The following is a 21,257-nucleotide window of genomic DNA, read 5'->3' on the forward strand; positions in this document are numbered from 1 at the left end:
GTCTTATGTCTTATGTTTATCGGCTCGTCCTGATGACGAGAGGCGTTTTGTTATGAAGTTTGTTGATGAAGTATCGATCAAGGTAAAAGCGGGCGACGGTGGTAACGGTTGCATGAGTTTCCGTCGTGAGAAATTCATCGAAAACGGTGGCCCTAACGGGGGTGATGGTGGTGATGGCGGCTCGATCTATATGGTCGCCGACGAAAACCTCAACACCTTGGTTGACTACCGTTACACCCGTCACTTCGATGCCCAGCGTGGCTCGAACGGCGGTAGTACCGATTGCACGGGGCGCAAGGGTGACGATCTGATCCTGCGCGTGCCGGTCGGTACGACCGTCATTGATGCTGGCACGCAAGAAGTGATTGGCGACCTGACCAAGGCGGGTCAGAAGCTGATGGTGGTTCAGGGCGGCTGGCACGGTCTGGGCAACACGCGCTTCAAATCCAGTACCAACCGCGCGCCGCGCCAAACCACGCCGGGCAAGCCGGGTGAGCAGCGTGACTTGAAGCTTGAGTTGAAAGTACTGGCTGACGTCGGTCTGCTGGGCTTGCCGAATGCCGGTAAAAGTACCTTTATCCGTTCGGTGTCTGCGGCCAAGCCAAAGGTGGCGGATTATCCGTTCACCACGCTGGTGCCCAACCTGGGTGTGGTCAGCGTCGATCGCTGGAAAAGCTTTGTCATTGCTGACATCCCGGGGTTGATCGAAGGTGCCTCTGATGGTGCGGGCCTGGGGATTCGTTTCCTCAAGCATTTGGCGCGTACCCGCTTGCTTCTGCACCTCGTGGACATGGCTCCGGTTGAAGGCTCGGAAAGCGCTGCCGATACCGCTGAAGTCATCGTTAACGAGCTGACCAAGTTCAGCCCGGCCCTGGCTGATCGTGATCGCTGGCTGGTCTTGAACAAGTGCGATTCGCTGCCTCAGGAAGAGCACGACGCGGTGGTGAAAGAGGTGGTTGATCGCCTTGAGTGGACCGGTCCTGTGTATGTGATTTCGGCCATTGCCAAAATCGGCACTGACAAGCTGTGCCACGACATCATGCGCTACCTCGAAGATCGCGCAGACCGCCTGGCCAATGATCCTGCCTATAAGGAAGAGCTGGCCGAGCTGGATCAGCGCATTGAAGACGAGGCGCGTGCGCAGTTGCAGGCGCTGGATGACAAGCGTGCCCTGCGTCGCAGTGGCGTGAAGAGCGTCCACGACATCGGTGACGATGACTGGGATGAAGAAGATGTTGAAGACGACGATGGTCCAGAAATCATTTACGTCCGCGACTGATTCGTTGCAGTAAACTACAGCGCCGCTCAATTGAGCGGCGTTTTAGCATCTACGAAACGGTAATCACAAAAATTCCACGGGTAGCGCTCGGTCGCGCTGCTCTCAGGCATAGGTTGGAACATGATGCGGAGCAAGGTGACAGGTGCGCGGCGTTGGGTCGTCAAGATCGGCAGCGCACTGCTGACGGCAGATGGCAAAGGTCTGGATCGCGCGGCAATGGGTGTGTGGGTCGAGCAAATGGTGGCCCTGCACGAAGCTGGCGTTGAGTTGGTGTTGGTGTCTTCGGGCGCGGTGGCGGCCGGGATGAGCCGCTTGGGGTGGACGGTGCGACCGAGTGCCATGCATGAGCTGCAAGCAGCGGCAGCCATTGGCCAGATGGGGTTGGTGCAGGCTTGGGAATCGAGCTTTGCCGAGCACTCGCGCCACACCGCGCAAATTCTGCTGACCCATGACGATTTGTCTGATCGCAAGCGTTACCTGAATGCTCGCAGTACCTTGCGTGCCCTGGTGGAGTTGGGCGTGATCCCGGTCATCAACGAAAACGACACGGTGGTGACCGATGAAATTCGTTTCGGGGACAACGACACCCTGGCGGCGCTGGTGGCCAACCTGGTCGAAGCCGATCTGTTGGTGATCCTGACCGACCGCGACGGCATGTTTGATGCGGATCCGCGCACGAACCCTGACGCGCAAATGATTTATGAAGCGCGCGCGGATGACCCGGCGCTGGATGCGGTGGCGGGCGGCACGGGTGGTGCGCTGGGGCGCGGGGGCATGCAGACCAAGTTGCGTGCGGCCCGTCTGGCGGCGCGTTCCGGGGCGCACACCATTATTGTGGGTGGGCGTCTGGAGCGGGTGCTGGATCGTCTTAAAGCGGGTGAGCGCATTGGCACTTTGTTGTCGCCGGAACGCGGCATGTTGGCAGCGCGAAAGCAGTGGCTGGCAGGGCATCTGCAAACGCGCGGCACGCTGGTGCTGGACGAAGGGGCTGTCGCGGCCCTTTCGCAGGGTCATAAAAGCCTGTTGCCGGTGGGCGTCAAGGCGGTTCAGGGTGGTTTTCGTCGCGGAGAAATGGTGGTGTGCGTAGCGCCGGACGGCCGGGAAGTTGCCCGCGGGCTGGCCAACTACAGCGCTGCGGAAGCGCAAAAAATTATCGGGCAGTCGTCGGATGCGATTGTCAGCTTGTTGGGGTATATGGCGGAACCGGAGTTGGTTCATCGCGATAACCTGATTCTGGTTTGAATGTGAGGTTTGAATGCGCTTGATTAAAGGGTTGCTGGGTTTGATGTTGGCCATGCCGTTACTGGCATCGGCGGAAGAGATTGGCACGGTATCGACCGTGTTTAAGCTGGTTGGCCCTAACGATCGCATTGTGGTCGAGGCGTTCGATGATCCCAAGGTCGAAGGCGTAACCTGCTATCTGTCCCGCGCTAAAACGGGTGGCATGAAAGGTGGTCTAGGGTTGGCGGAGGATCGTGCAGAGGCTTCGCTGGCCTGTCGCCAGACTGGCCCGATCAGCTTCAAGGGGGATCTCAAAGACGGTGATGAGGTCTTCAAGGAGCGTACCTCGCTGGTGTTCAAAACCATGCAGGTGGTGCGCTTCCTCGACAAGAAACGCAATACGCTGGTGTACCTGGTGTACAGCGATCGCCTGATTGAAGGCAGTCCGCAGAATGCAGTAACGGCGATCCCGATTCTGCCGTGGCCGCATCAGTAACTTTTATAAAAAGGCTGCGTTAATCGCAGCTTTTTTTTGCCTGTGTTTTGTGGTGGCGGCCAGGGTGGTGGTGTGTGGTTTAAATCGCAGGCAATAAAAAACCGACCCTGAGGTCGGTTTTTTAAAAAGCTTAACGCTTAAGCGGCGGTCGCAAGGTTCAACGCCTTGACGTGGCCATTCAGACGGCTCTTATGACGAGCAGCTTTGTTCTTGTGGATGATGCCTTTATCGGCCATACGGTCGATAACAGGAACAGCCAGAACATAAGCAGCTTGTGCTTTAGCGGCGTCTTTTGCGTCGATGGCTTTAACTACATTCTTGATGTAGGTGCGAACCATGGAACGCAGGCTGGCGTTGTGGCTGCGACGCTTCTCAGCCTGTTTTGCACGTTTTTTGGCGGAAGGTGTGTTGGCCACCGTCGAGCTCCTCGAAAGACTTTAGAAAATAGCAAACAAAATAGGCCGCGAATCATGCCGATGACGTGAAGGCTTGTCAAGAGCGTTTGATACGATCCGCTGAGTGGTTGATCGAGGGAGACGGGAGATTTATTTCCGGCGCTTGACCTGTAAACTCGCGAGCTTGGCTCTGTGCTGTTGCGGCGCGCAGTATCGCATAAGTGGACGCTTTGTTCGCCTGCTCTTTTTCTCTATAGGCAAAAACTCTTTCAATGAATTTGCTCAAGTCGTTGGCTGCCGTCAGTTCCATCACCATGATTTCAAGGGTTTTGGGCTTTATCCGAGACACCATCATTGCCCGCACCTTTGGCGCCGGTATGGCTACGGATGCGTTCTTCATCGCATTCAAACTGCCCAATCTGTTGCGCCGGATCTTCGCTGAAGGGGCCTTTTCTCAAGCGTTCGTGCCCATTCTTGCGGAATACAAAAATCAGCAGGGCGAGGAGGCGACCCGCACTTTCGTGGCGTATGTGGCCGGTTTGCTGACGCTGGTGTTAGCGATTGTAACGATCCTGGGGATGCTGGCCGCGCCCTGGGTGATCTGGGCGACGGCGCCGGGATTTGCCACCACGCCGGAAAAATTCCAGCTCACCAGTGACATGCTGCGGGTGACCTTCCCTTATATATTGCTGATTTCGCTGTCGTCGCTGGCGGGTGCGATCCTGAACACCTGGAACCGTTTCTCGGTTCCGGCGTTTGTGCCGACTCTGCTCAATGTCAGCATGATTATTTTTGCGCTGTTCCTGACACCTTATTTTGATCCGCCCGTGATGGCCCTTGGCTGGGCCGTGCTGGCCGGTGGTCTGGCGCAGTTATTGTTTCAACTGCCGCACCTTAAAAAGATCGGCATGCTCGTGCTGCCTCGCCTCAATTTGCGCGATACCGGCGTGTGGCGGGTCATGAAGCAAATGTTGCCAGCCATTCTGGGGGTTTCGGTCAGTCAGATATCCCTGATCATCAACACCATCTTTGCGTCCTTTTTGGTCGCAGGTTCGGTGTCGTGGATGTACTACGCGGACCGTTTGATGGAGTTGCCGTCGGGTGTACTGGGCGTGGCGCTGGGGACGATCCTTTTGCCTACGTTGTCCAAGACCTACGCCAATAAAGACCGGCATGAGTATTCGCGGATTCTCGACTGGGGGCTGCGCCTGTGTTTTGTATTGGTGTTGCCGTGCGCACTCGCGCTGGCCATTTTGTCCGAGCCGCTGACGGTTTCATTGTTCCAGTACGGTGAGTTCAGTGCCCGTGACGCGGTCATGACCCAGCAGGCGCTGATTGCTTACTCGGTCGGTTTGCTCGGTATTATTTTGATCAAGGTGCTGGCTCCGGGCTTCTATGCCCAACAAAATATCCGTACGCCGGTCAAAATTGCGGTCTTCACTTTGATTGTGACCCAGCTGTTGAACCTGGTATTCATTGTGCCGTTGCAGCATGCGGGCCTGGCGTTGGCCATCAGTGTAGGGGCCTGTATTAACGCTGGCCTGCTGTTTTGGCAATTGCGCAGTCAAAAACTGTTTGTAGCGCAGCCGGGGTGGGCTAAGTACCTGTTCAAGCTGGTACTGGCAGTCGCCGTCATGTCGGGCGTTTTGCTGGGCTTGATGCAACTGATGCCCGCATGGGACCACGGTCATATGCTGGAGCGCTTTTTGCGGTTGGGGGCTTTGGTCGTCGCTGGCGTGCTGGCTTATTTCGGTATGTTGCTGGTCCTGGGCTTGCGTTTGAAGGATTTCGCCCGCAAGTCCCTTATGTAAGGTTATTACCGGTCAGGCGTCTGTTTTAGGGGTTTGGCCTAAATGCCTTGCGCTGTTGCCTGTTGTAGCAGGCTGGGTGTGGTTATAATCGGCCACTTTATGAGCAAGAAGCGCGTTATGCAGCTGGTTCGAGGCCTTCACAATCTGCGGCCCCAACATCGGGGCTGTGTCGCCACTATTGGCAACTTTGACGGTGTACACCGTGGTCACCAGGCAATTCTGGGTCGGCTGCGTGAACGTGCGCTGGAGTTGGGTGTGCCCAGCTGCGTGGTGATTTTTGAACCCCAGCCGCGCGAATTCTTTGCCCCGCAAACCGCGCCGGCACGTCTGGCACGTTTGCGTGACAAACTGCAGCTATTGGCAGATGCCGGCGTGGATCGGGTACTGTGCCTGGCCTTCAATCAGCGTTTAAGCAAACTCAGCGCTGCCGAGTTCGTTGACACGATTCTGGTCAATGGTCTGGGCGTGCAGCACCTTGAGGTCGGGGACGACTTCCGTTTCGGGTGTGACCGGGTTGGGGATTTTGACTTCTTGCAACAGGCGGGCCTCACGCAAGGTTTCACCGTCGAGGCGGCGCAAACCGTTGAGCTTGACGGTATGCGCGTCAGCAGCACCAAAGTGCGTGATGCACTGGCCGATGCTGATTTCGCCCTCGCCGAGCGTTTGCTCGGGCGTCCGTTCCAGATCGCCGGACGCGTGTTGCACGGGCAGAAACTGGCGCGTCAACTCGGCACGCCAACGGCCAACGTGCAATTAAAGCGTCGTCGCGTGCCGCTGACCGGGGTTTACCTGGCCAGTGTCGATATCGACGGCAAAACCTGGCCCGGCGTCGCCAATATTGGCGTGCGGCCCACCGTTTCAGGAGATGGCAGTGCCCATCTTGAAGTACATCTATTGGATTACACCGGTGATCTGTATGACCGGCGCCTGACCGTGGCATTCCACCACAAGCTGCGTGATGAGCAGCGTTTCGCCTCCCTGGAGGCGCTCAAGACGGCGATCAATGCGGACGTCGCCGCCGCCCGAGCCTATTGGCAGGGTCAACCGCTTAAAAAGAGCCTGAAATGACCGACTACAAAGCCACGCTAAACCTTCCGGACACAGCCTTCCCAATGAAGGCCGGCCTGCCACAGCGCGAACCGCAAATTTTGCAGCGCTGGGACAGCATTGGCCTGTACGGGAAGTTGCGCGAGATTGGCAAGGATCGTCCGAAGTTCGTTCTTCATGACGGTCCTCCGTACGCCAACGGCACGATCCACATCGGTCACGCGCTGAACAAGATCCTCAAGGACATGATCATTCGCTCGAAAACCCTTGCCGGTTTCGATGCGCCGTACGTGCCGGGCTGGGATTGCCACGGTTTGCCGATTGAGCACAAGGTTGAAGTGACCCACGGCAAAAACCTGCCTGCGGATAAAACCCGCGAGCTGTGCCGTGCCTACGCCACCGAGCAGATCGAAGGCCAGAAATCCGAGTTCATCCGTCTGGGTGTGCTGGGTGACTTCGCCAACCCGTACAAAACCATGGATTTCAAGAACGAAGCCGGTGAAATCCGCGCCTTGGCTGAAATCGTCAAGGCGGGCTTCGTGTTCAAGGGCCTTAAGCCTGTGAACTGGTGTTTCGACTGCGGCTCGGCATTGGCTGAAGCTGAAGTTGAATATCAGGACAAAAAATCCGCGACCATCGACGTTGCGTTCCCGATTGCCGACGAAGCCAAGCTGGCTGAGGCTTTTGGTCTGGCGGCCTTGAGCAAACCGGCTTCGATCGTGATCTGGACCACCACCCCGTGGACCATCCCGGCCAACCAGGCGCTCAACGTGCACCCGGAGTTCAACTACGCGCTGGTCGACGTCGGTGACAAGCTGCTGGTGCTGGCTGAAGAACTGGTCGAAGCGTGCCTGGCACGCTACAACCTGGAAGGGTCGGTCATTGCCACCACCACCGGTGCCGCGCTCGAACTGATCAACTTCCGTCACCCGTTCTATGATCGTCTGTCGCCTGTTTATCTGGCCGAGTATGTCGAACTGGGCGCGGGCACTGGCGTGGTTCACTCCGCTCCGGCCTACGGCGTAGACGACTTCGTGACCTGCAAAGCCTACGGCATGGTCAACGATGACATCATCAATCCGGTTCAAAGCAACGGTGTTTACGTGCCGTCGCTAGAGTTTTTTGGCGGCCAGTTCATCTGGAAAGCCAATCCGGCCATTGTTGAAAAACTGACTGAAGTCGGTGCGCTGATGCACACCGAAACCATCAGCCACAGCTACATGCACTGCTGGCGTCACAAAACCCCGCTGATCTACCGCGCCACTGCGCAGTGGTTCATCGGCATGGACAAAGAGCCGGTAGCTGGCGATACCTTACGCACCCGCGCGTTGCAGGCCATTGAAGACACCCAGTTCGTTCCGGCCTGGGGTCAGGCGCGCCTGCACTCGATGATTGCCAACCGTCCGGACTGGTGCATCTCGCGTCAACGCAACTGGGGCGTGCCGATCCCGTTCTTCCTGAACAAGGAAAGCGGCGAACTGCACCCGCGTACCGTCGAAATGATGGAAGAAGTCGCCAAGCGCGTTGAGCGTGAAGGGATTGAAGCCTGGTTCAAGATGGACGCCGCCGAGTTGCTGGGCGATGAAGCGCCGCTGTACGACAAGATCTCCGACACCCTGGACGTCTGGTTCGACTCGGGCACCACGCACTGGCACGTGCTGCGCGGTTCACACCCGATGGGCCATGAAACCGGCCCGCGCGCCGACTTGTACCTCGAAGGTTCCGACCAGCACCGCGGCTGGTTCCACTCTTCGTTGCTGACCGGTTGCGCCATCGACAATCACGCGCCTTATCGCGAACTGCTGACCCACGGTTTCACCGTGGACGAGGCCGGTCGCAAGATGTCCAAATCCTTGGGTAACGTGATTGCGCCACAGAAAGTCAACGACACGCTGGGCGCCGACATCATGCGCCTGTGGGTCGCGTCGACGGACTACTCGGGCGAGATCGCGGTCTCCGACCAGATCCTGCAACGTAGCGCCGATGCCTACCGACGTATCCGCAACACTGCACGCTTCTTGCTGTCGAACCTGACCGGTTTCAATCCGGCCACCGACATCCTGCCTGCCGAAGAAATGCTGGCACTGGACCGTTGGGCGGTGGACCGCGCACTGCTGCTGCAACGCGAGCTGGAACTTCACTACGGTGAATACCGCTTCTGGAACGTGTACTCCAAAGTGCACAATTTCTGCGTGCAAGAGCTGGGCGGTTTCTACCTCGACATCATCAAAGACCGTCAGTACACCACGGGCGCCAACAGCAAGGCCCGTCGCTCATGCCAGACCGCGTTGTTCCATATCTCCGAAGCGCTGGTGCGCTGGATCGCTCCGATCCTGGCGTTCACTGCCGACGAGTTGTGGCAATACCTGCCGGGCGAGCGCAACGAATCGGTGATGCTCAATACCTGGTATCAGGGCCTGACCGAGCTGCCTGAAGGGACTGAACTGGACCGCGCTTATTGGGAGCGGATCATGGCGGTCAAGGTCGCGGTCAACAAGGAAATGGAAAACCTGCGCGCGGCCAAGGCCATTGGTGGCAACTTGCAGGCTGAAGTCACCTTGTTCGCCGAAGATGAACTGGCAGCCGACCTCACCAAGCTGAGCAATGAGCTGCGCTTCGTGCTGATCACCTCCACAGCCAGCGTTGCGCCGTTTGCATCGGCCCCGGCGGATGCGGTGGTGACTGAGGTGCCAGGCCTGAAGCTCAAAGTGGTCAAATCTGCCCACGCCAAGTGCGCCCGTTGCTGGCATTGCCGTGAAGACGTTGGCGTGAACCCGGAGCATCCGGAAATCTGCGGCCGCTGTGTGGACAACATCAGCGGCGCCGGCGAGGTACGTCACTATGCCTGATACCCGCACTGCCGGGCGCTTCGGGCGCCTGAGTTGGTTGTGGTTGACCCTGCTGGTCCTGGTCATTGACCAGGCCAGCAAGGTTTATTTCGACAGCGCATTACAGATGTATCAACAGGTCGTCATCATTCCGGATTACTTCAGTTGGACGCTGGCCTACAACACGGGCGCAGCCTTCAGCTTCCTGGCTGACAGTGCCGGCTGGCAGCGCTGGCTGTTTGCCCTGATTGCCGTGGTGGTCAGTGCCGTACTGGTGGTCTGGCTCAAGCGCCTGGGGCGTGATGCCAAGTGGCTGGCCATTGCGCTGGCGTTGATCCTCGGCGGTGCATTGGGCAACTTGTATGACCGCATTGCCTACGGCCATGTCATCGACTTCATTCTCGTGCACTGGCAAAACCGCTGGTACTTCCCTGCATTCAACTTTGCCGACAGTGCAATCTGTGTGGGTGCGGTAATGCTGGCACTGGATATGTTCAAAAGTAAAAAGTCCGGAGAACCCGTTCATGACTGAGCCTCGTATTGGCCAGAACACGGAAGTCACCCTGCATTTCGCTTTGCGCCTGGAGAATGGCGACACGGTCGACAGTACGTTCGACAAAGACCCGGCAACGTTCAAAGTCGGTGATGGCAATCTGTTGCCGGGTTTTGAAGCGGCTATTTTTGGCTTCAAGGCAGGCGACAAGCGGACACTCCACATCCTGCCGGAGAATGCATTCGGTCAGCCCAATCCGCAAAATGTGCAGATTATTGCGCGCTCGCAGTTCAAGGACATGGAACTGTCGGAAGGGTTGCTGGTGATCTTCAATGACGCCGCAAACACCGAGTTGCCCGGCGTGGTCAAAGGGTTTGACGACGACCAGGTCACCATCGATTTCAACCATCCGCTGGCAGGTAAAACCCTGACCTTCGAAGTCGAAATCAAAGACGTCAAAGCGCTGTAAATCCAGTGCCCGGCTAAATGGCCGGGCCTGTTTGGCATTATCTTTCTGCGCGTCCCACGAGGCCTAGCATGCACATCAAACTCGCCAACCCCCGTGGTTTTTGCGCCGGGGTGGACCGAGCGATTGAGATCGTCAATCGCGCTCTTGAAGTATTCGGCCCGCCTATCTACGTTCGCCACGAAGTGGTGCACAACAAATTTGTCGTCGAAGACCTGCGCTCGCGCGGAGCGATCTTCGTTGAAGAGCTGGATCAGGTGCCGGATGACGTCATTGTGATCTTCAGTGCCCACGGCGTTTCTCAGGCTGTGCGCAGTGAAGCTGCCGGGCGCGGCCTGAAAGTGTTCGACGCCACGTGCCCCTTGGTCACCAAGGTTCATATCGAAGTGGCGCGTTACAGCCGTGATGGGCGCGAATGCATCCTGATTGGCCACGCCGGTCACCCGGAAGTTGAAGGCACCATGGGGCAGTACGACGCCAGCAATGGCGGCGCTATCTACCTGGTTGAAGACGAAAAAGACGTCGCCAACCTTCAAGTGCACAACCCCGAAAAACTGGCTTTCGTGACCCAGACCACGCTGTCGATGGACGACACCAGCCGGGTGATCGATGCCCTGCGTACGCGATTCCCGGCCATTGGTGGTCCACGTAAAGATGACATCTGCTACGCCACACAAAACCGGCAGGATGCTGTGAAGCAACTGGCTGACGAGTGCGACGTGGTGTTGGTGGTGGGCAGTCCCAATAGCTCCAACTCCAATCGCCTCCGGGAGCTGGCAGAGCGCATGGCCACCCCGGCCTACCTGATCGATGGTGCTGAAGACCTGCAAAAAAGCTGGTTCGATGGCGTTGAACGCATTGGCATCACCGCGGGTGCCTCGGCGCCGGAAGTGCTGGTGCGCGGTGTGATTCAGCAATTGCACGCCTGGGGCGCCACCGGGGCCGACGAATTGGCTGGCCGTGAAGAGAACATCACATTCTCCATGCCCAAAGAGTTGCGGGTTCGCGCCATCACCTAAGCCATTGCACACAATGCCTGCGCAGCTTTTTGGTTGCGCAGGCTGATCCTCCCGCTTTTTGCGAGCACAACCTGATAGTGACTCAGCTCTTCTTTTGTCTGGCACACATGCAGGGTGCCTGCCTGAAAACTCCCCGCATTCAATAATGGCTCGCCCAGCGGGTTGAATCGCACGTAGTGTTTGACCGGCGAGTTCCCCGTTATGGGGATCAGGAGACTGTTTTGTGTTTCAGCCAGTACCGGATTGTTCTTGTCGGCGTGGCCCTGACCGCTTACATCAAGCACCATTCTCCATCCTTTGCTCCAGTCACCCTCCAGCGCGTGAACCACCACGTACTGATGGCGTATCAACGCTTCGCTGCGTGCCTTGCGCAAACTGCCGGCCAATTGCTCCGCTATGGTTTGGCGTCGTTGTTGTTCCGTGAGCATGTGGTAGGCCGGGCTGGCAAATTGTGCAGTGGTGGCGACGATCGACAAGGTAATCACCAGTTGAATCAAACTCATCCCTCGTTGATACACAGCGTCCTCCCTGGACTTGTTTGTGGTGAACACCCTTAGGTATAGCGGTTGCGACAGGGCAGCCACCTAAAACGCGGTCGTCCAATCATTGCCCGATGTTTATGCCTTGCGATTGCTTGAAGCGTACGCAATCAAGCGAAGAATCCTTCAGTCGAGCTCACCATTTTCTGATCCATGAGCGCTGAGCGCGGGTCTAGGCTGTGCTTAATGCGGCGCAGGACGTGCCGTAAAAAACAGGTGGTCAGGGATGAGCCAGAAGCGGCGTGGCAGTAAAAAACGACAAGCCGGCATGACCCTGATTGAAGTGCTGGTAGCCGCTCTTATTTTAGGCCTGGGCCTCTTGGGGGCCGCAGGCGCGCAAATCAGTGCACTGAAATACACCGACAGCGCGCGCATGAGCACTCAGGCCAGTTTCATCGCGTACGACATGCTGGATCGGATGCGCGCCAATTCTGCAGGGGACTATCGCTTTTCCGGGCGTTATGGCGTGGCCCTAACCTCCAGCGTTACGGGGGTCGTCACTCAGGATCTGAGCGAATTCAAACGCAACATACAGGCTTTCGGCGGGGAGAGCGCCCGAGGCGAGATTTCGTTGAATGACCGGCAAGTGAGTATCCACATTCGCTGGGACGACTCGCGTGCAGAGAAAAACGAGGGCGCCTTGCAGTCATTCACACTCAACAGCCAGCTGCCCGGCATACCGCCTGCGAGCCCGTCATGAGAAAGCGCCACTCGGGATTTGGCCTGATTGAGCTGATGATTGCGATGGTTTTGGGTTTGCTGCTGGTGCTGGGGATGACGCAGGTGTTCTTGAGTGCCCGGCAGACCTCTTTGGCTCAGTCAGCTTCCGCGCAACTGCAAGAGGATGCCCGTTACGTACTGAGCAAAATCGCGCAGGAAATTCGCATGGCTGGCATGTTTGGCTGCTTGCCGGTGAACCACATCATCGATGCGCCTGCTGCGTTTGCGACACCCGTTTCATGGCAAGGCACTTCAAGTTCTGGAGCGCTGCACATGATCAGCGCCGACGTCGGACCTCAGTCCGGCAAGCCTGACTGGACGGTGGTGACGGACTGCAAACACCACGCGCAGGTTTTTGCTGGCGCACAGGCTGAGTGGGGGCCTGGAGAAACAGGCTTTGCGGTACGTCGGGTTACTTATCGTTTTGAGCAAGGCCAACTCAAGAGCGGGCTCAGTAACACCGTGCTACTGGACAATGTTGCCGCGTTTGAGGTGACCTTCGGTGTCTCCAGCTCAGCCAACGAGCATGCGGTTGTGCGCTATGAGTCCAGACCCGCCGATGCCACGAGCATTCGCAGCGTGCGCCTGGCCTTGACCTTGAGAGATCCCGGGGCCCGGGTAAAAGACCAGACCTACCATGTGCTGGTCGCCGTTCGTAACCGGCAGAGGTAGGAACAGTTATGCCGCCCGTATTACGTTCGCAAAAAGGCATGGTGCTGCTGGCCAGTCTGGTTTTTTTGATGTTGCTCGGTTTTCTGGGGCTTTCTGCGATGGAAAGCGCGGGCCAGCAAGAGAAAATGGCGGGTGCCATACGGGCTGCCAATCAATCATTTCAAGGGGCCGAAGCGGCGATGCACGTCGGTGAGACGTGGTTGCAAGCTCATTGGTCCGGTATGGCGGAGTGTACTTCGCCGAGCCGCTGCGCGCCCCCTGTTGCGGCGAGAAGCCAGCGTTCACCAGGGCTCGATCCTCAGTCAGGCATTAACTGGGTACAAACGCAGGATGGGTTGTATGGCATTCAGTTTCTGGGGCTCAGCATCCCGCTTTCTCAGTCTGAAAAGGACGGCTCTGTCTATCTCTATCGAATAACCGGTATTGGCCTTCGAGGGCTGTCTCGCACTGTGCTCGAAAGTGTTTATGCGCGCCATCAGGCGGTGCAGGACGGGGAGGCCGGGCCTGTCCGGCAGCTTTTTCGTCGGGTTATGTGGCGACAAATTCAATAGGGAATGAACACATGGTTAGGCCTATTACAGGTTTTACGCTGATCGAAATGATGATCACCGTGGCGATCATCGGTATCCTTGGGGCCTTTGTTTATCCGCTTTACAGCGATCATGTGAAGCGGGTGCACCGGTCTCAAATTGTCGTGTTGCTCTCTGAGCAAGCCCAAAGTCTAGAGCGGTTCTACACGAAAAACGGGTTATATAGCGGTCTGCCGGATATCAGTTCTGGCAATGAGAACTACAGCATTACGTCAGACCTTTCGGATCATGCCTTTTTATTGATGGCCACACGAAAAGACGGCTCGCCCATGGCAGATGATCCTTGTGGCAACTTCACGTTGGCGCATACAGGTCTGAGCGCTATAACCCAGGCGGCCCCGGGCATCACCGCGCAGCAATGTTGGGGGCGCTGACCCATTACTTTTGAATAAGGGCTGGACTGATAGATGGCTAGGCATCAACGGGTAGTGATTGTCGGCGGTGGAGTGATCGGGCTGCTGACTGCGTTTAATCTGGCCGCAGACGTCGAGCAAGTGATTTTGCTGGAGCGCGGTGGCGTGGGGCAGGAGTCTTCCTGGGCGGGCGGTGGAATCGTGTCCCCGCTGTATCCGTGGCGTTACACCCCGGCCGTCACAGCGCTGGCTCACTGGTCCCAGGATTTTTACCCGCATTTGGCGCAGCGTCTGCTGGCGACTTCCGGGCTGGATCCGGAAGTGCATACCACGGGTCTTTACTGGCTTGATCTGGACGATGAGGCTCAAGCGCTGGCTTGGGCCCGGCAAGCTGGCCGACCTTTGAGTGCGGTGGATATCGCGGCGGTCGAAAGCCATGTTCCGGTATTGGGCGGCGGTTTTTCCCGTGCTGTTTATATGAAGGACGTGGCGAATGTACGCAATCCGCGGCTGGTTAAGTCACTAAAAGCGGCACTGCAAGCGATGCCCAATGTCACGGTTCACGAACAATCCGAGGTGCTGGGCTTTGTCAGGGAGGGGGAGCGGATTACGGGCGTCAATACGGTTAATGGCTCCGTATTGGGGGATGCCGTGGTATTGGCTGCCGGGGCCTGGAGCGGTGAACTGCTCAAGCATCTGGACATAGAACTGCCCGTTGAGCCGGTCAAAGGCCAAATGATTTTGTACAAATGTGCTTCGGATTTCTTGTCGTGCATGGTTCTGGCCAACGGCCGCTACGCCATACCTCGCCGTGATGGCCATATCTTGATTGGTAGCACGCTGGAGCATGAAGGCTTCGACAAAACCCCGACCCAGACGGCCCTGGAGAGTTTGAGAGCGTCGGCTGTGGCGTTGATTCCTGCGTTGGCGGATGCCGAGCCCGTGGCGCATTGGGCAGGATTGCGTCCGGGTTCGCCGCAAGGCATACCGTATATCGGGCCGGTCGCCGGTTTTGAAGGGCTCTGGCTGAACTGCGGGCATTACCGCAACGGGTTGGTGTTGGCGCCCGCGTCTTGCCAGTTGTTTGCAGATTTGTTGCTGGAGCGCACGCCTATCATTGATCCGGCGCCGTACGCCCCTGCAGGGCGACTCTGACCGATAACGGCGGCTGTCTCGCAGCCTTGCGTTGGCAGGCTGCTACCCCGTTGCTCAGCGTTTGCCCGGGCCTTGCTCAAGATGGTTTTGGGTGCAATACCACTCTTGTTGTTGGCTCAGTGCGCGGTCTCGTGGCAAGTGGACGCCGCAATGGGCGCAGCGCACCATCGGTTGGGCGTTGGGGTCGACCGGTTTTTTGGTGGGGGTAAGGCCCGCTTTGTATTTGCGCCACAACCACACGCCGGCAGCAATCAAGGCCACCCAGATCAGTAAACGAAACATGGCTAATCGCTATTTGAGAAAAGATGCGCCAGTTTAGCCAAGGACCGTGTAGGCGCCCAGCACCAAATGCGACGCAAAAAAAAGAGCCCCGAAAGGCTCTTTTCTTGAGTGTGACGATCAGTCGAAAAGACCGAACGTCATGTAGCTGAACCATGAACGGCTGGTGTCTTCCGCTTCTGGTTCTTCGATGACATTGCCGTCTGAATCTTTAGGCTTCAGCTCGGCAGGAATAGCGTCTTTCGCATCCTGGAATTGCTTCTGCACGTCCTGGTTGGCGCGGGTTTCACCCGGTGGCAGAGGCGTGCTGGATTCGATCAGGCCCAACGTAGCCTTGCTCAACCAAGAGCGGTTGTCAGACTCGGACACTTGAGGCACAAACTGACCGTCAACTAGGCTCGGATGGTTAGGGTAGTTGTCTTTGAGCACTTCAAGACTGGTGTCAGCCAGTTTGTCGAGGTGCAGGCGCTGATAAGACTCAACCATCACCGCCAGGCCGTCAGCGACCGAAGGGGTTTCCTGGAAGTTCTCAACCACGTACCGGCCACGGTTGGCCGAAGCCACATAGGCCTGACGGGTCAGGTAATAGTGGGCCACGTGAATTTCATAAGCCGCCAACAAGTTGCGCAGGTAAATCATGCGCTGCTTGGCATCAGGTGCGTAGCGGCTGTTGGGGAAGCGGCTGGTCAGCTGGGCGAACTCGTTATACGAGTCACGGGCCGCGCCGGGGTCACGCTTGGTCATGTCCAGCGGCAGGAAGCGCGCCAGCAGGCCAACGTCCTGGTCAAACGAGGTCAAGCCTTTGAGGTAGTAGGCGTAATCAACGTTCGGGTGCTGCGGGTGCAGGCGGATGAACCGCTCTGCGGCAGACTTGGCAGCTTCCGGCTCGGAGTTTTTATAGTAGGCATAGATCAGTTCAAGCTGAGCCTGATCGGCATAACGGCCGAACGGGTAGCGTGACTCAAGTGCCTTCAGTTTGGCGGTTGCACTGGTGTAGCTGTGGTTGTCCAGATCGGCCTGTGCCTGCTGGTACAGCTCGACTTCGCTGAGGTTTTCGTCAACGACTTCCTTTGTCGACGAGCAAGCGGCGGTCAGTGCGAGGATGGCGATCAGCAGCAGGTGTCTCACTTGCATGGCGGCTTGCGTCCCTATGACGGCCGCTGTCTTGGGCGAGGCCGTCCTGTTATGATGAGCGCCCCGTGAAAAGCCTCGGGGCAAAAGACGCCGTATTTAACCACAAGCGCGCAGCCGAAACCAAAGGCTTGGCGCCGTCCTGATGAGCATGTCCGAGAAAATACTACTTCGCGCAGAGGTGCCGTCCGAATTGGGCGGCCAACGCCTCGATCAAGTCGCCGCACAATTATTCGCTGAGCACTCGCGCTCGCGCCTTTCCGCCTGGATCAAAGACGGCCGCCTCACTGTGGACGGAGACGTCATACGTCCCCGTGACATCGTGCATGGTGGCGCCATCCTGGAGCTGACTGCAGAGCAGGAAGCCCAGGGTGAGTGGATCGCCCAGGACATTCCCCTCGACATCGTTTACGAAGACGATGACATCCTGGTCATCAACAAACCCGCGGGTTTGGTGGTGCACCCGGCTGCGGGGCATGCTGATGGCACTTTGCTCAATGCGTTGCTGCACCACGTACCGGACATTATTAATGTGCCGCGTGCGGGGATCGTGCATCGCCTGGACAAAGACACCACCGGATTGATGGTGGTCGCCAAGACCATCCAGGCGCAGACGCAGCTGGTTGCCCAATTGCAGAGCCGCAGTGTCAGCCGGATATATGAGTGCATTGTCATCGGTGTCGTCACCGCCGGGGGCAAGATCGACGCGCCCATCGGCCGTCACGGCCAGCAACGCCAGCGCATGGCGGTTATGGAAGGCGGCAAACAGGCGGTGAGTCATTACCGCGTGCTTGAGCGTTTCCGTTCCCACACCCACGTGCGGGTCAAGCTGGAAACCGGGCGTACGCACCAGATCCGTGTGCATATGTCTCACATCAACTTCCCGTTGGTCGGAGACCCTGCCTACGGCGGTCGTTTCCGTATCCCGCCGGCAGCCAGTGTGACCATGGTCGAATCCCTGAAGAACTTCCCGCGTCAGGCCTTGCATGCGCGCTTCCTGGAGCTGGACCATCCGACGACCGGTAAACGCATGAGCTGGGAATCCCCACTTCCTGACGATTTTGTCTGGTTGTTGACGCTGCTCAAGCAAGACCGTGAGGCGTTCATCGGATGAGCGCGTTCCTGATTCCTGACTGGCCTGCGCCGGCAGGCATCAGGGCCTGCGTGACCACCCGTGCGGGCGGCGTCAGCCAGGCGCCGTTCGACAGCTTCAACCTGGGTGACCATGTCGACGACGATCCTTGCGCCGTTGCTCAAAATCGCCAACACCTGACCCACGTTTTTAACGTACAGCCCGCTTGGCTTAGCCAGGTTCACGGGGTTGTCGTTGCGCCTGCCGATCCGTCCAGCATTGTTGAAGCCGATGCCAGCTGGACGTCCACGCCCGGCGTGGCGTGTACGGTCATGACCGCTGACTGCTTGCCTGCACTGTTCTGCAACCGTGCCGGTACACGCGTCGCTGCGGCGCATGCGGGCTGGCGCGGATTGGCAGCCGGTGTGCTTGAAGCCGCCGCGCGCAGCCTCCATGTTGAGCCCCAGGAGATACTTGTGTGGCTTGGACCCGCCATCGGTCCCGCGGCGTTTGAAGTCGGGGGCGAGGTGCGTGATGTCTTTATTAAAGACATGCCCCAGGCCGCCTCGGCCTTCGTGCCAAGTGTCAATGCCGGGCGTTATATGGCCGACATCTATGAGCTGGCGCGTCTGCGTCTGGCTCTCTGCGGTATTGAAGCTGTCTACGGCGCAGGCTTTTGCACCGTCAACGACCCGCGCTTCTATTCCTACCGGCGCAGTTCCCGTACTGGCCGCTTTGCTTCGCTGGTCTGGATCGAAACGCCGTCCAGCTGATCTGCGTCATTCACCGTACGCTTGAAACTCCCAGAATTGCCCGCATCTACTAAGGTATCTGGCAGGTTTCTTCATTCAGGAGTTTCCATCCCTCCGGCCTGCTCATAAGGAAGGTGACGAATGCGTATAGATAGATTAACCAGCAAGTTGCAATTGGCGTTGTCCGATGCTCAGTCATTGGCCGTCGGCCTTGATCATCCGGCAATTGAACCAGCGCACTTGATGCAGGCATTACTGGAGCAGCAGGGCGGTTCGATCAAGCCTCTGCTGATGCAAGTCGGTTTCGATGTAAACAGCCTGCGTAAAGAGCTGACCAAAGAGCTCGACCAGCTACCCAAAATACAGAACCCCACCGGCGACGTGAATATGTCGCAGGACTTGGCGCGTCTGTTGAATCAGGCGGACCGTCTGGCGCAACAAAAAGGCGACCAGTACATCACCAGCGAAGTGGTATTGCTGGCGGCAATGGACGAAAACAGCAAGTTGGGCAAGTTGTTGCTGGGCCAGGGCGTGAGCAAAAAAGCCCTTGAAAACGCCATCAACAACCTGCGCGGCGGTGAAGCGGTCAATGACCCCAATGCTGAAGAGTCCCGTCAGGCGCTGGACAAATACACCATTGACCTGACCAAGCGTGCTGAAGAAGGCAAGCTTGACCCGGTAATCGGCCGTGACGATGAAATCCGACGCACCATTCAAGTGTTGCAGCGCCGGACCAAAAACAACCCGGTCCTGATCGGTGAACCCGGTGTGGGTAAAACCGCGATTGCCGAAGGCCTGGCTCAGCGGATCATCAACGGCGAAGTGCCTGACGGCCTTAAAGGCAAACGCCTGCTGTCGCTGGACATCGGTGCGTTGATCGCGGGCGCCAAATTCCGGGGTGAATTCGAAGAGCGTCTCAAAGCGCTGCTCAACGAACTGTCCAAGCAGGAAGGTCAAATCATCCTGTTCATTGACGAGCTGCACGTCATGGTCGGTGCCGGTAAAGGCGAGGGCGCCATGGACGCGGGCAACATGCTCAAGCCTGCGCTGGCGCGTGGCGAGTTGCACTGTGTCGGTGCAACCACGCTTAACGAGTACCGCCAGTACATTGAAAAGGATGCTGCGCTTGAGCGTCGCTTCCAGAAAGTACTGGTCGACGAGCCGAGCGAAGAAGACACCATCGCGATCCTGCGTGGTTTGAAAGAGCGCTATGAAGTGCACCACAAAGTCGCGATTACCGACGGTGCCATCATTGCGGCGGCCAAGCTGAGTCATCGGTACATCACGGATCGGCAGTTGCCAGACAAGGCGATTGACCTGATCGACGAAGCCGCCAGCCGTATTCGCATGGAGATCGATTCCAAGCCTGAAGTGCTGGACCGTCTGGAGCGCCGTCTGATTCAACTGAAAGTTGAAGCGCAAGCGCTCAAGAAAGAAGAAGACGAGGCGGCGAAAAAACGTCTTGAGAAATTGCAGGAAGAAATTGAGCGCCACGAGCGTGAATATTCCGACCTGGAAGAAATCTGGACCTCGGAAAAAGCCGAAGTGCAAGGCTCTGCCCAGATCCAGCAAAAGATCGAGCAAGCTCGCCAGGAACTGGAAGTGGCACGCCGCAGCGGCAACCTGAATCGCATGGCCGAATTGCAGTACGGGATCATCCCGGATCTGGAACGCAGCCTGCAAATGGTCGACGAGCACAGCAAGACCGAGAACCAGTTGCTGCGCAGCAAAGTGACTGAAGAAGAGATCGCTGAAGTGGTGTCGAAATGGACTGGGATTCCTGTGTCCAAGATGCTTGAAGGCGAGCGTGACAAGCTGATGAAGATGGAAAGCTTGCTGCACGAGCGCGTGATTGGTCAGGACGAAGCGGTTGTGGCCGTGTCCAACGCCGTGCGCCGTTCCCGCGCTGGCCTGAGTGACCCGAACCGTCCGAGCGGCTCGTTCATGTTCCTTGGCCCAACCGGTGTCGGTAAAACCGAGTTGTGCAAGGCGCTGGCCGAATTCCTCTTTGATACCGAAGAGGCGATGGTGCGGATCGACATGTCCGAGTTCATGGAGAAACATTCCGTGGCTCGACTGATCGGTGCTCCACCAGGCTATGTGGGTTACGAGGAAGGTGGCTATCTGACCGAAGCCGTACGGCGTAAGCCATATTCGGTCATCCTGCTGGATGAGGTCGAGAAGGCCCACCCGGACGTGTTCAACGTACTGCTGCAAGTGCTTGAAGACGGTCGGTTGACTGACAGCCACGGTCGCACGGTCGACTTCCGCAATACCGTGATCGTGATGACCTCCAACCTGGGGTCGGCACAGATCCAGGAGTTGGTAGGGGACCGCGAGGCACAGCGTGCTGCGGTGATGGATGCGGTGAGTACTCACTTCCGTCCGGAGTTTGTGAACCGGATCGACGAAGTGGTGATCTTCGAGCCTCTGGCCCGTGATCAGATCGCCGGCATCGCCGAGATCCAGTTGGGTCGCCTGCGCAGCCGTCTGGCTGAACGCGACCTGAGCCTGGAGCTGAGCCAGGAGGCTCTGGATAAGCTGATCGCGGTCGGTTACGACCCTGTGTATGGCGCACGTCCTCTGAAACGTGCAATCCAGCGCTGGATCGAAAACCCGCTGGCACAACTGATTCTCTCGGGTCAGTTCCTGCCGGGAACCACGGTAGTGGCCAGTGTGAAAGACGACGAAATCGTCTTCGCGTAAGGCGGGCAAGTGGTGCTTTAAAGGGGGCCTCGCAGTGCGAGGCCCTTTTTTTGAATTTTTTTACATAGGGTGTTGATCTGTAAGGGAAACGCGAGTAAAGTGCGCCCCGCAGTCAGTCACCAGCAACGGCAACTTGGCCCAAACCAAGGTGTCAGTTAGAAGCGCTAAATCATTGTCTTCTAACGAAAAAAAATGGTTGACAAGGGTTTGAAAGGTTGTAGAATGGCCCGCCT

The 21,257-nt window shown here is 57.7% G+C and carries 21 protein-coding genes; 17 read left to right on the forward strand and 4 right to left on the reverse strand.

The window, feature by feature from the left end; all coding sequences use genetic code 11:
• The first annotated feature begins 52 nt into the window (after positions 1–52).
• The 3 genes from cgtA (at position 53) to IF654_RS04210 (ending at position 2,996) form a co-directional block, all read left to right on the forward strand.
• Positions 53–1,279: an Obg family GTPase CgtA gene (cgtA, locus tag IF654_RS04200; protein ID WP_047273596.1), complete on the forward strand. Its 1,227-nt coding sequence runs from the start codon at positions 53–55 to the stop codon at positions 1,277–1,279.
• Positions 1,280–1,402: 123 nt separating this feature from the next.
• Positions 1,403–2,521: a glutamate 5-kinase gene (gene proB / locus IF654_RS04205; protein ID WP_047274265.1), complete on the forward strand. Its 1,119-nt coding sequence runs from the start codon at positions 1,403–1,405 to the stop codon at positions 2,519–2,521.
• Between the two features lie 13 nt (positions 2,522–2,534).
• On the forward strand, positions 2,535–2,996 hold the full coding sequence (locus IF654_RS04210; RefSeq protein ID WP_047273598.1) for a CreA family protein: 462 nt from the start codon (positions 2,535–2,537) through the stop codon (positions 2,994–2,996).
• Between the two features lie 137 nt (positions 2,997–3,133).
• On the opposite strand, the gene rpsT is transcribed toward IF654_RS04210, so the two are convergent.
• Positions 3,134–3,412 (reverse strand): 30S ribosomal protein S20, encoded by a 279-nt coding sequence (rpsT, locus tag IF654_RS04215; protein ID WP_003443902.1) that lies wholly within the window; start codon positions 3,410–3,412, stop codon positions 3,134–3,136.
• A gap of 251 nt (positions 3,413–3,663) precedes the next feature.
• Between rpsT and murJ the strand changes: the two genes are divergently transcribed.
• From murJ to ispH, 6 genes are all read left to right on the forward strand, one after another.
• Positions 3,664–5,202 carry a murein biosynthesis integral membrane protein MurJ gene (gene murJ, locus IF654_RS04220; RefSeq protein ID WP_083334214.1) on the forward strand — a complete coding sequence of 513 codons (1,539 nt, stop codon included), beginning with the start codon at positions 3,664–3,666 and terminating at the stop codon, positions 5,200–5,202.
• A 117-nt stretch (positions 5,203–5,319) separates the two neighbouring features.
• Positions 5,320–6,270, forward strand: coding sequence for a bifunctional riboflavin kinase/FAD synthetase (gene ribF, locus IF654_RS04225; RefSeq protein WP_047273602.1), 951 nt, complete (start codon positions 5,320–5,322; stop codon positions 6,268–6,270).
• The gene (gene ileS / locus IF654_RS04230) at positions 6,267–9,098 is read left to right on the forward strand and encodes an isoleucine--tRNA ligase (protein ID WP_047279028.1); all 2,832 of its coding nucleotides are present in this window, start codon (positions 6,267–6,269) and stop codon (positions 9,096–9,098) included. The genes ribF and ileS overlap by 4 nt, the downstream gene beginning before the upstream one ends.
• Complete coding sequence (lspA, locus tag IF654_RS04235) at positions 9,091–9,609, forward strand: signal peptidase II (protein ID WP_194862744.1); 519 nt, start codon at positions 9,091–9,093, stop codon at positions 9,607–9,609. The genes ileS and lspA overlap by 8 nt, the downstream gene beginning before the upstream one ends.
• Positions 9,602–10,039, forward strand: a complete 438-nt coding sequence (locus tag IF654_RS04240; RefSeq protein WP_070414401.1) for an FKBP-type peptidyl-prolyl cis-trans isomerase — start codon at positions 9,602–9,604, stop codon at positions 10,037–10,039. Before lspA ends, IF654_RS04240 begins: the two co-directional genes overlap by 8 nt.
• Before the next feature lie 68 nt (positions 10,040–10,107).
• Positions 10,108–11,055, forward strand: a complete 948-nt coding sequence (ispH, locus tag IF654_RS04245; RefSeq protein ID WP_047273610.1) for a 4-hydroxy-3-methylbut-2-enyl diphosphate reductase — start codon at positions 10,108–10,110, stop codon at positions 11,053–11,055.
• Here the strand turns inward: ispH and IF654_RS04250 are convergent.
• On the reverse strand, positions 11,052–11,558 hold the full coding sequence (locus IF654_RS04250; protein WP_083334212.1) for a GspH/FimT family pseudopilin: 507 nt from the start codon (positions 11,556–11,558) through the stop codon (positions 11,052–11,054). The genes ispH and IF654_RS04250 overlap by 4 nt on opposite strands.
• Before the next feature lie 262 nt (positions 11,559–11,820).
• Between IF654_RS04250 and pilV the strand changes: the two genes are divergently transcribed.
• Genes pilV through thiO form a run of 5 tightly spaced genes read left to right on the forward strand, consistent with a single transcriptional unit; the run spans position 11,821 to position 15,084 of the window.
• Positions 11,821–12,294 carry a type IV pilus modification protein PilV gene (gene pilV, locus IF654_RS04255; protein ID WP_047281325.1) on the forward strand — a complete coding sequence of 158 codons (474 nt, stop codon included), beginning with the start codon at positions 11,821–11,823 and terminating at the stop codon, positions 12,292–12,294.
• Positions 12,291–12,986 (forward strand): PilW family protein, encoded by a 696-nt coding sequence (locus IF654_RS04260; protein WP_083334211.1) that lies wholly within the window; start codon positions 12,291–12,293, stop codon positions 12,984–12,986. The genes pilV and IF654_RS04260 overlap by 4 nt, the downstream gene beginning before the upstream one ends.
• An 8-nt stretch (positions 12,987–12,994) precedes the next feature.
• Entirely contained in the window at positions 12,995–13,537 is a 543-nt protein-coding gene (locus IF654_RS04265; protein ID WP_194862743.1) for a pilus assembly PilX family protein, read from the forward strand.
• Positions 13,538–13,548: 11 nt separating this feature from the next.
• Complete coding sequence (locus IF654_RS04270; protein ID WP_047283082.1) at positions 13,549–13,950, forward strand: type IV pilin protein; 402 nt, start codon at positions 13,549–13,551, stop codon at positions 13,948–13,950.
• Between the two features lie 33 nt (positions 13,951–13,983).
• Complete coding sequence (gene thiO, locus IF654_RS04275; RefSeq protein WP_047283081.1) at positions 13,984–15,084, forward strand: glycine oxidase ThiO; 1,101 nt, start codon at positions 13,984–13,986, stop codon at positions 15,082–15,084.
• A 54-nt stretch (positions 15,085–15,138) separates the two neighbouring features.
• Here the strand turns inward: thiO and IF654_RS04280 are convergent, their stop codons facing one another.
• Both IF654_RS04280 and IF654_RS04285 read right to left on the reverse strand, forming a co-directional pair.
• Entirely contained in the window at positions 15,139–15,366 is a 228-nt protein-coding gene (locus tag IF654_RS04280) for a PP0621 family protein (protein ID WP_047279014.1), read from the reverse strand.
• Positions 15,367–15,483: 117 nt separating this feature from the next.
• Positions 15,484–16,497 (reverse strand): outer membrane protein assembly factor BamD, encoded by a 1,014-nt coding sequence (locus IF654_RS04285; protein ID WP_047279013.1) that lies wholly within the window; start codon positions 16,495–16,497, stop codon positions 15,484–15,486.
• A gap of 148 nt (positions 16,498–16,645) precedes the next feature.
• On the opposite strand from IF654_RS04285, the gene rluD reads away from it, so the two are divergent.
• From rluD to clpB, 3 genes are all read left to right on the forward strand, one after another.
• On the forward strand, positions 16,646–17,608 hold the full coding sequence (gene rluD, locus IF654_RS04290) for a 23S rRNA pseudouridine(1911/1915/1917) synthase RluD (RefSeq protein WP_047279261.1): 963 nt from the start codon (positions 16,646–16,648) through the stop codon (positions 17,606–17,608).
• Positions 17,605–18,339, forward strand: coding sequence for a peptidoglycan editing factor PgeF (pgeF, locus tag IF654_RS04295; protein WP_070414408.1), 735 nt, complete (start codon positions 17,605–17,607; stop codon positions 18,337–18,339). The genes rluD and pgeF overlap by 4 nt, the downstream gene beginning before the upstream one ends.
• Before the next feature lie 120 nt (positions 18,340–18,459).
• A complete protein-coding gene (gene clpB / locus IF654_RS04300; protein WP_047273631.1) occupies positions 18,460–21,024 on the forward strand; it encodes an ATP-dependent chaperone ClpB in 2,565 nt (854 codons plus the stop codon).
• Positions 21,025–21,257: the final 233 nt, after the last annotated feature.

This window comes from Pseudomonas lundensis (genome assembly GCF_015377145.2).
In the GTDB taxonomy this organism is placed as follows: Bacteria; Pseudomonadota; Gammaproteobacteria; order Pseudomonadales; family Pseudomonadaceae; genus Aquipseudomonas; species Aquipseudomonas lundensis.

Coding starts and splice junctions, on each gene's coding strand:
- cgtA (WP_047273596.1), top strand. CDS start 53: ATGAAGTTTGTTGATGAAGTATCGATCAAGGTAAAAGCGGGCGACGGT.
- proB (WP_047274265.1), top strand. CDS start 1,403: ATGCGGAGCAAGGTGACAGGTGCGCGGCGTTGGGTCGTCAAGATCGGC.
- IF654_RS04210 (WP_047273598.1), top strand. CDS start 2,535: ATGCGCTTGATTAAAGGGTTGCTGGGTTTGATGTTGGCCATGCCGTTA.
- murJ (WP_083334214.1), top strand. CDS start 3,664: ATGAATTTGCTCAAGTCGTTGGCTGCCGTCAGTTCCATCACCATGATT.
- ribF (WP_047273602.1), top strand. CDS start 5,320: ATGCAGCTGGTTCGAGGCCTTCACAATCTGCGGCCCCAACATCGGGGC.
- ileS (WP_047279028.1), top strand. CDS start 6,267: ATGACCGACTACAAAGCCACGCTAAACCTTCCGGACACAGCCTTCCCA.
- lspA (WP_194862744.1), top strand. CDS start 9,091: ATGCCTGATACCCGCACTGCCGGGCGCTTCGGGCGCCTGAGTTGGTTG.
- IF654_RS04240 (WP_070414401.1), top strand. CDS start 9,602: ATGACTGAGCCTCGTATTGGCCAGAACACGGAAGTCACCCTGCATTTC.
- ispH (WP_047273610.1), top strand. CDS start 10,108: ATGCACATCAAACTCGCCAACCCCCGTGGTTTTTGCGCCGGGGTGGAC.
- IF654_RS04250 (WP_083334212.1), bottom strand. CDS start 11,558: ATGAGTTTGATTCAACTGGTGATTACCTTGTCGATCGTCGCCACCACT.
- pilV (WP_047281325.1), top strand. CDS start 11,821: ATGAGCCAGAAGCGGCGTGGCAGTAAAAAACGACAAGCCGGCATGACC.
- IF654_RS04260 (WP_083334211.1), top strand. CDS start 12,291: ATGAGAAAGCGCCACTCGGGATTTGGCCTGATTGAGCTGATGATTGCG.
- IF654_RS04265 (WP_194862743.1), top strand. CDS start 12,995: ATGCCGCCCGTATTACGTTCGCAAAAAGGCATGGTGCTGCTGGCCAGT.
- IF654_RS04270 (WP_047283082.1), top strand. CDS start 13,549: ATGGTTAGGCCTATTACAGGTTTTACGCTGATCGAAATGATGATCACC.
- thiO (WP_047283081.1), top strand. CDS start 13,984: ATGGCTAGGCATCAACGGGTAGTGATTGTCGGCGGTGGAGTGATCGGG.
- IF654_RS04280 (WP_047279014.1), bottom strand. CDS start 15,366: ATGTTTCGTTTACTGATCTGGGTGGCCTTGATTGCTGCCGGCGTGTGG.
- IF654_RS04285 (WP_047279013.1), bottom strand. CDS start 16,497: ATGCAAGTGAGACACCTGCTGCTGATCGCCATCCTCGCACTGACCGCC.
- rluD (WP_047279261.1), top strand. CDS start 16,646: ATGTCCGAGAAAATACTACTTCGCGCAGAGGTGCCGTCCGAATTGGGC.
- pgeF (WP_070414408.1), top strand. CDS start 17,605: ATGAGCGCGTTCCTGATTCCTGACTGGCCTGCGCCGGCAGGCATCAGG.
- clpB (WP_047273631.1), top strand. CDS start 18,460: ATGCGTATAGATAGATTAACCAGCAAGTTGCAATTGGCGTTGTCCGAT.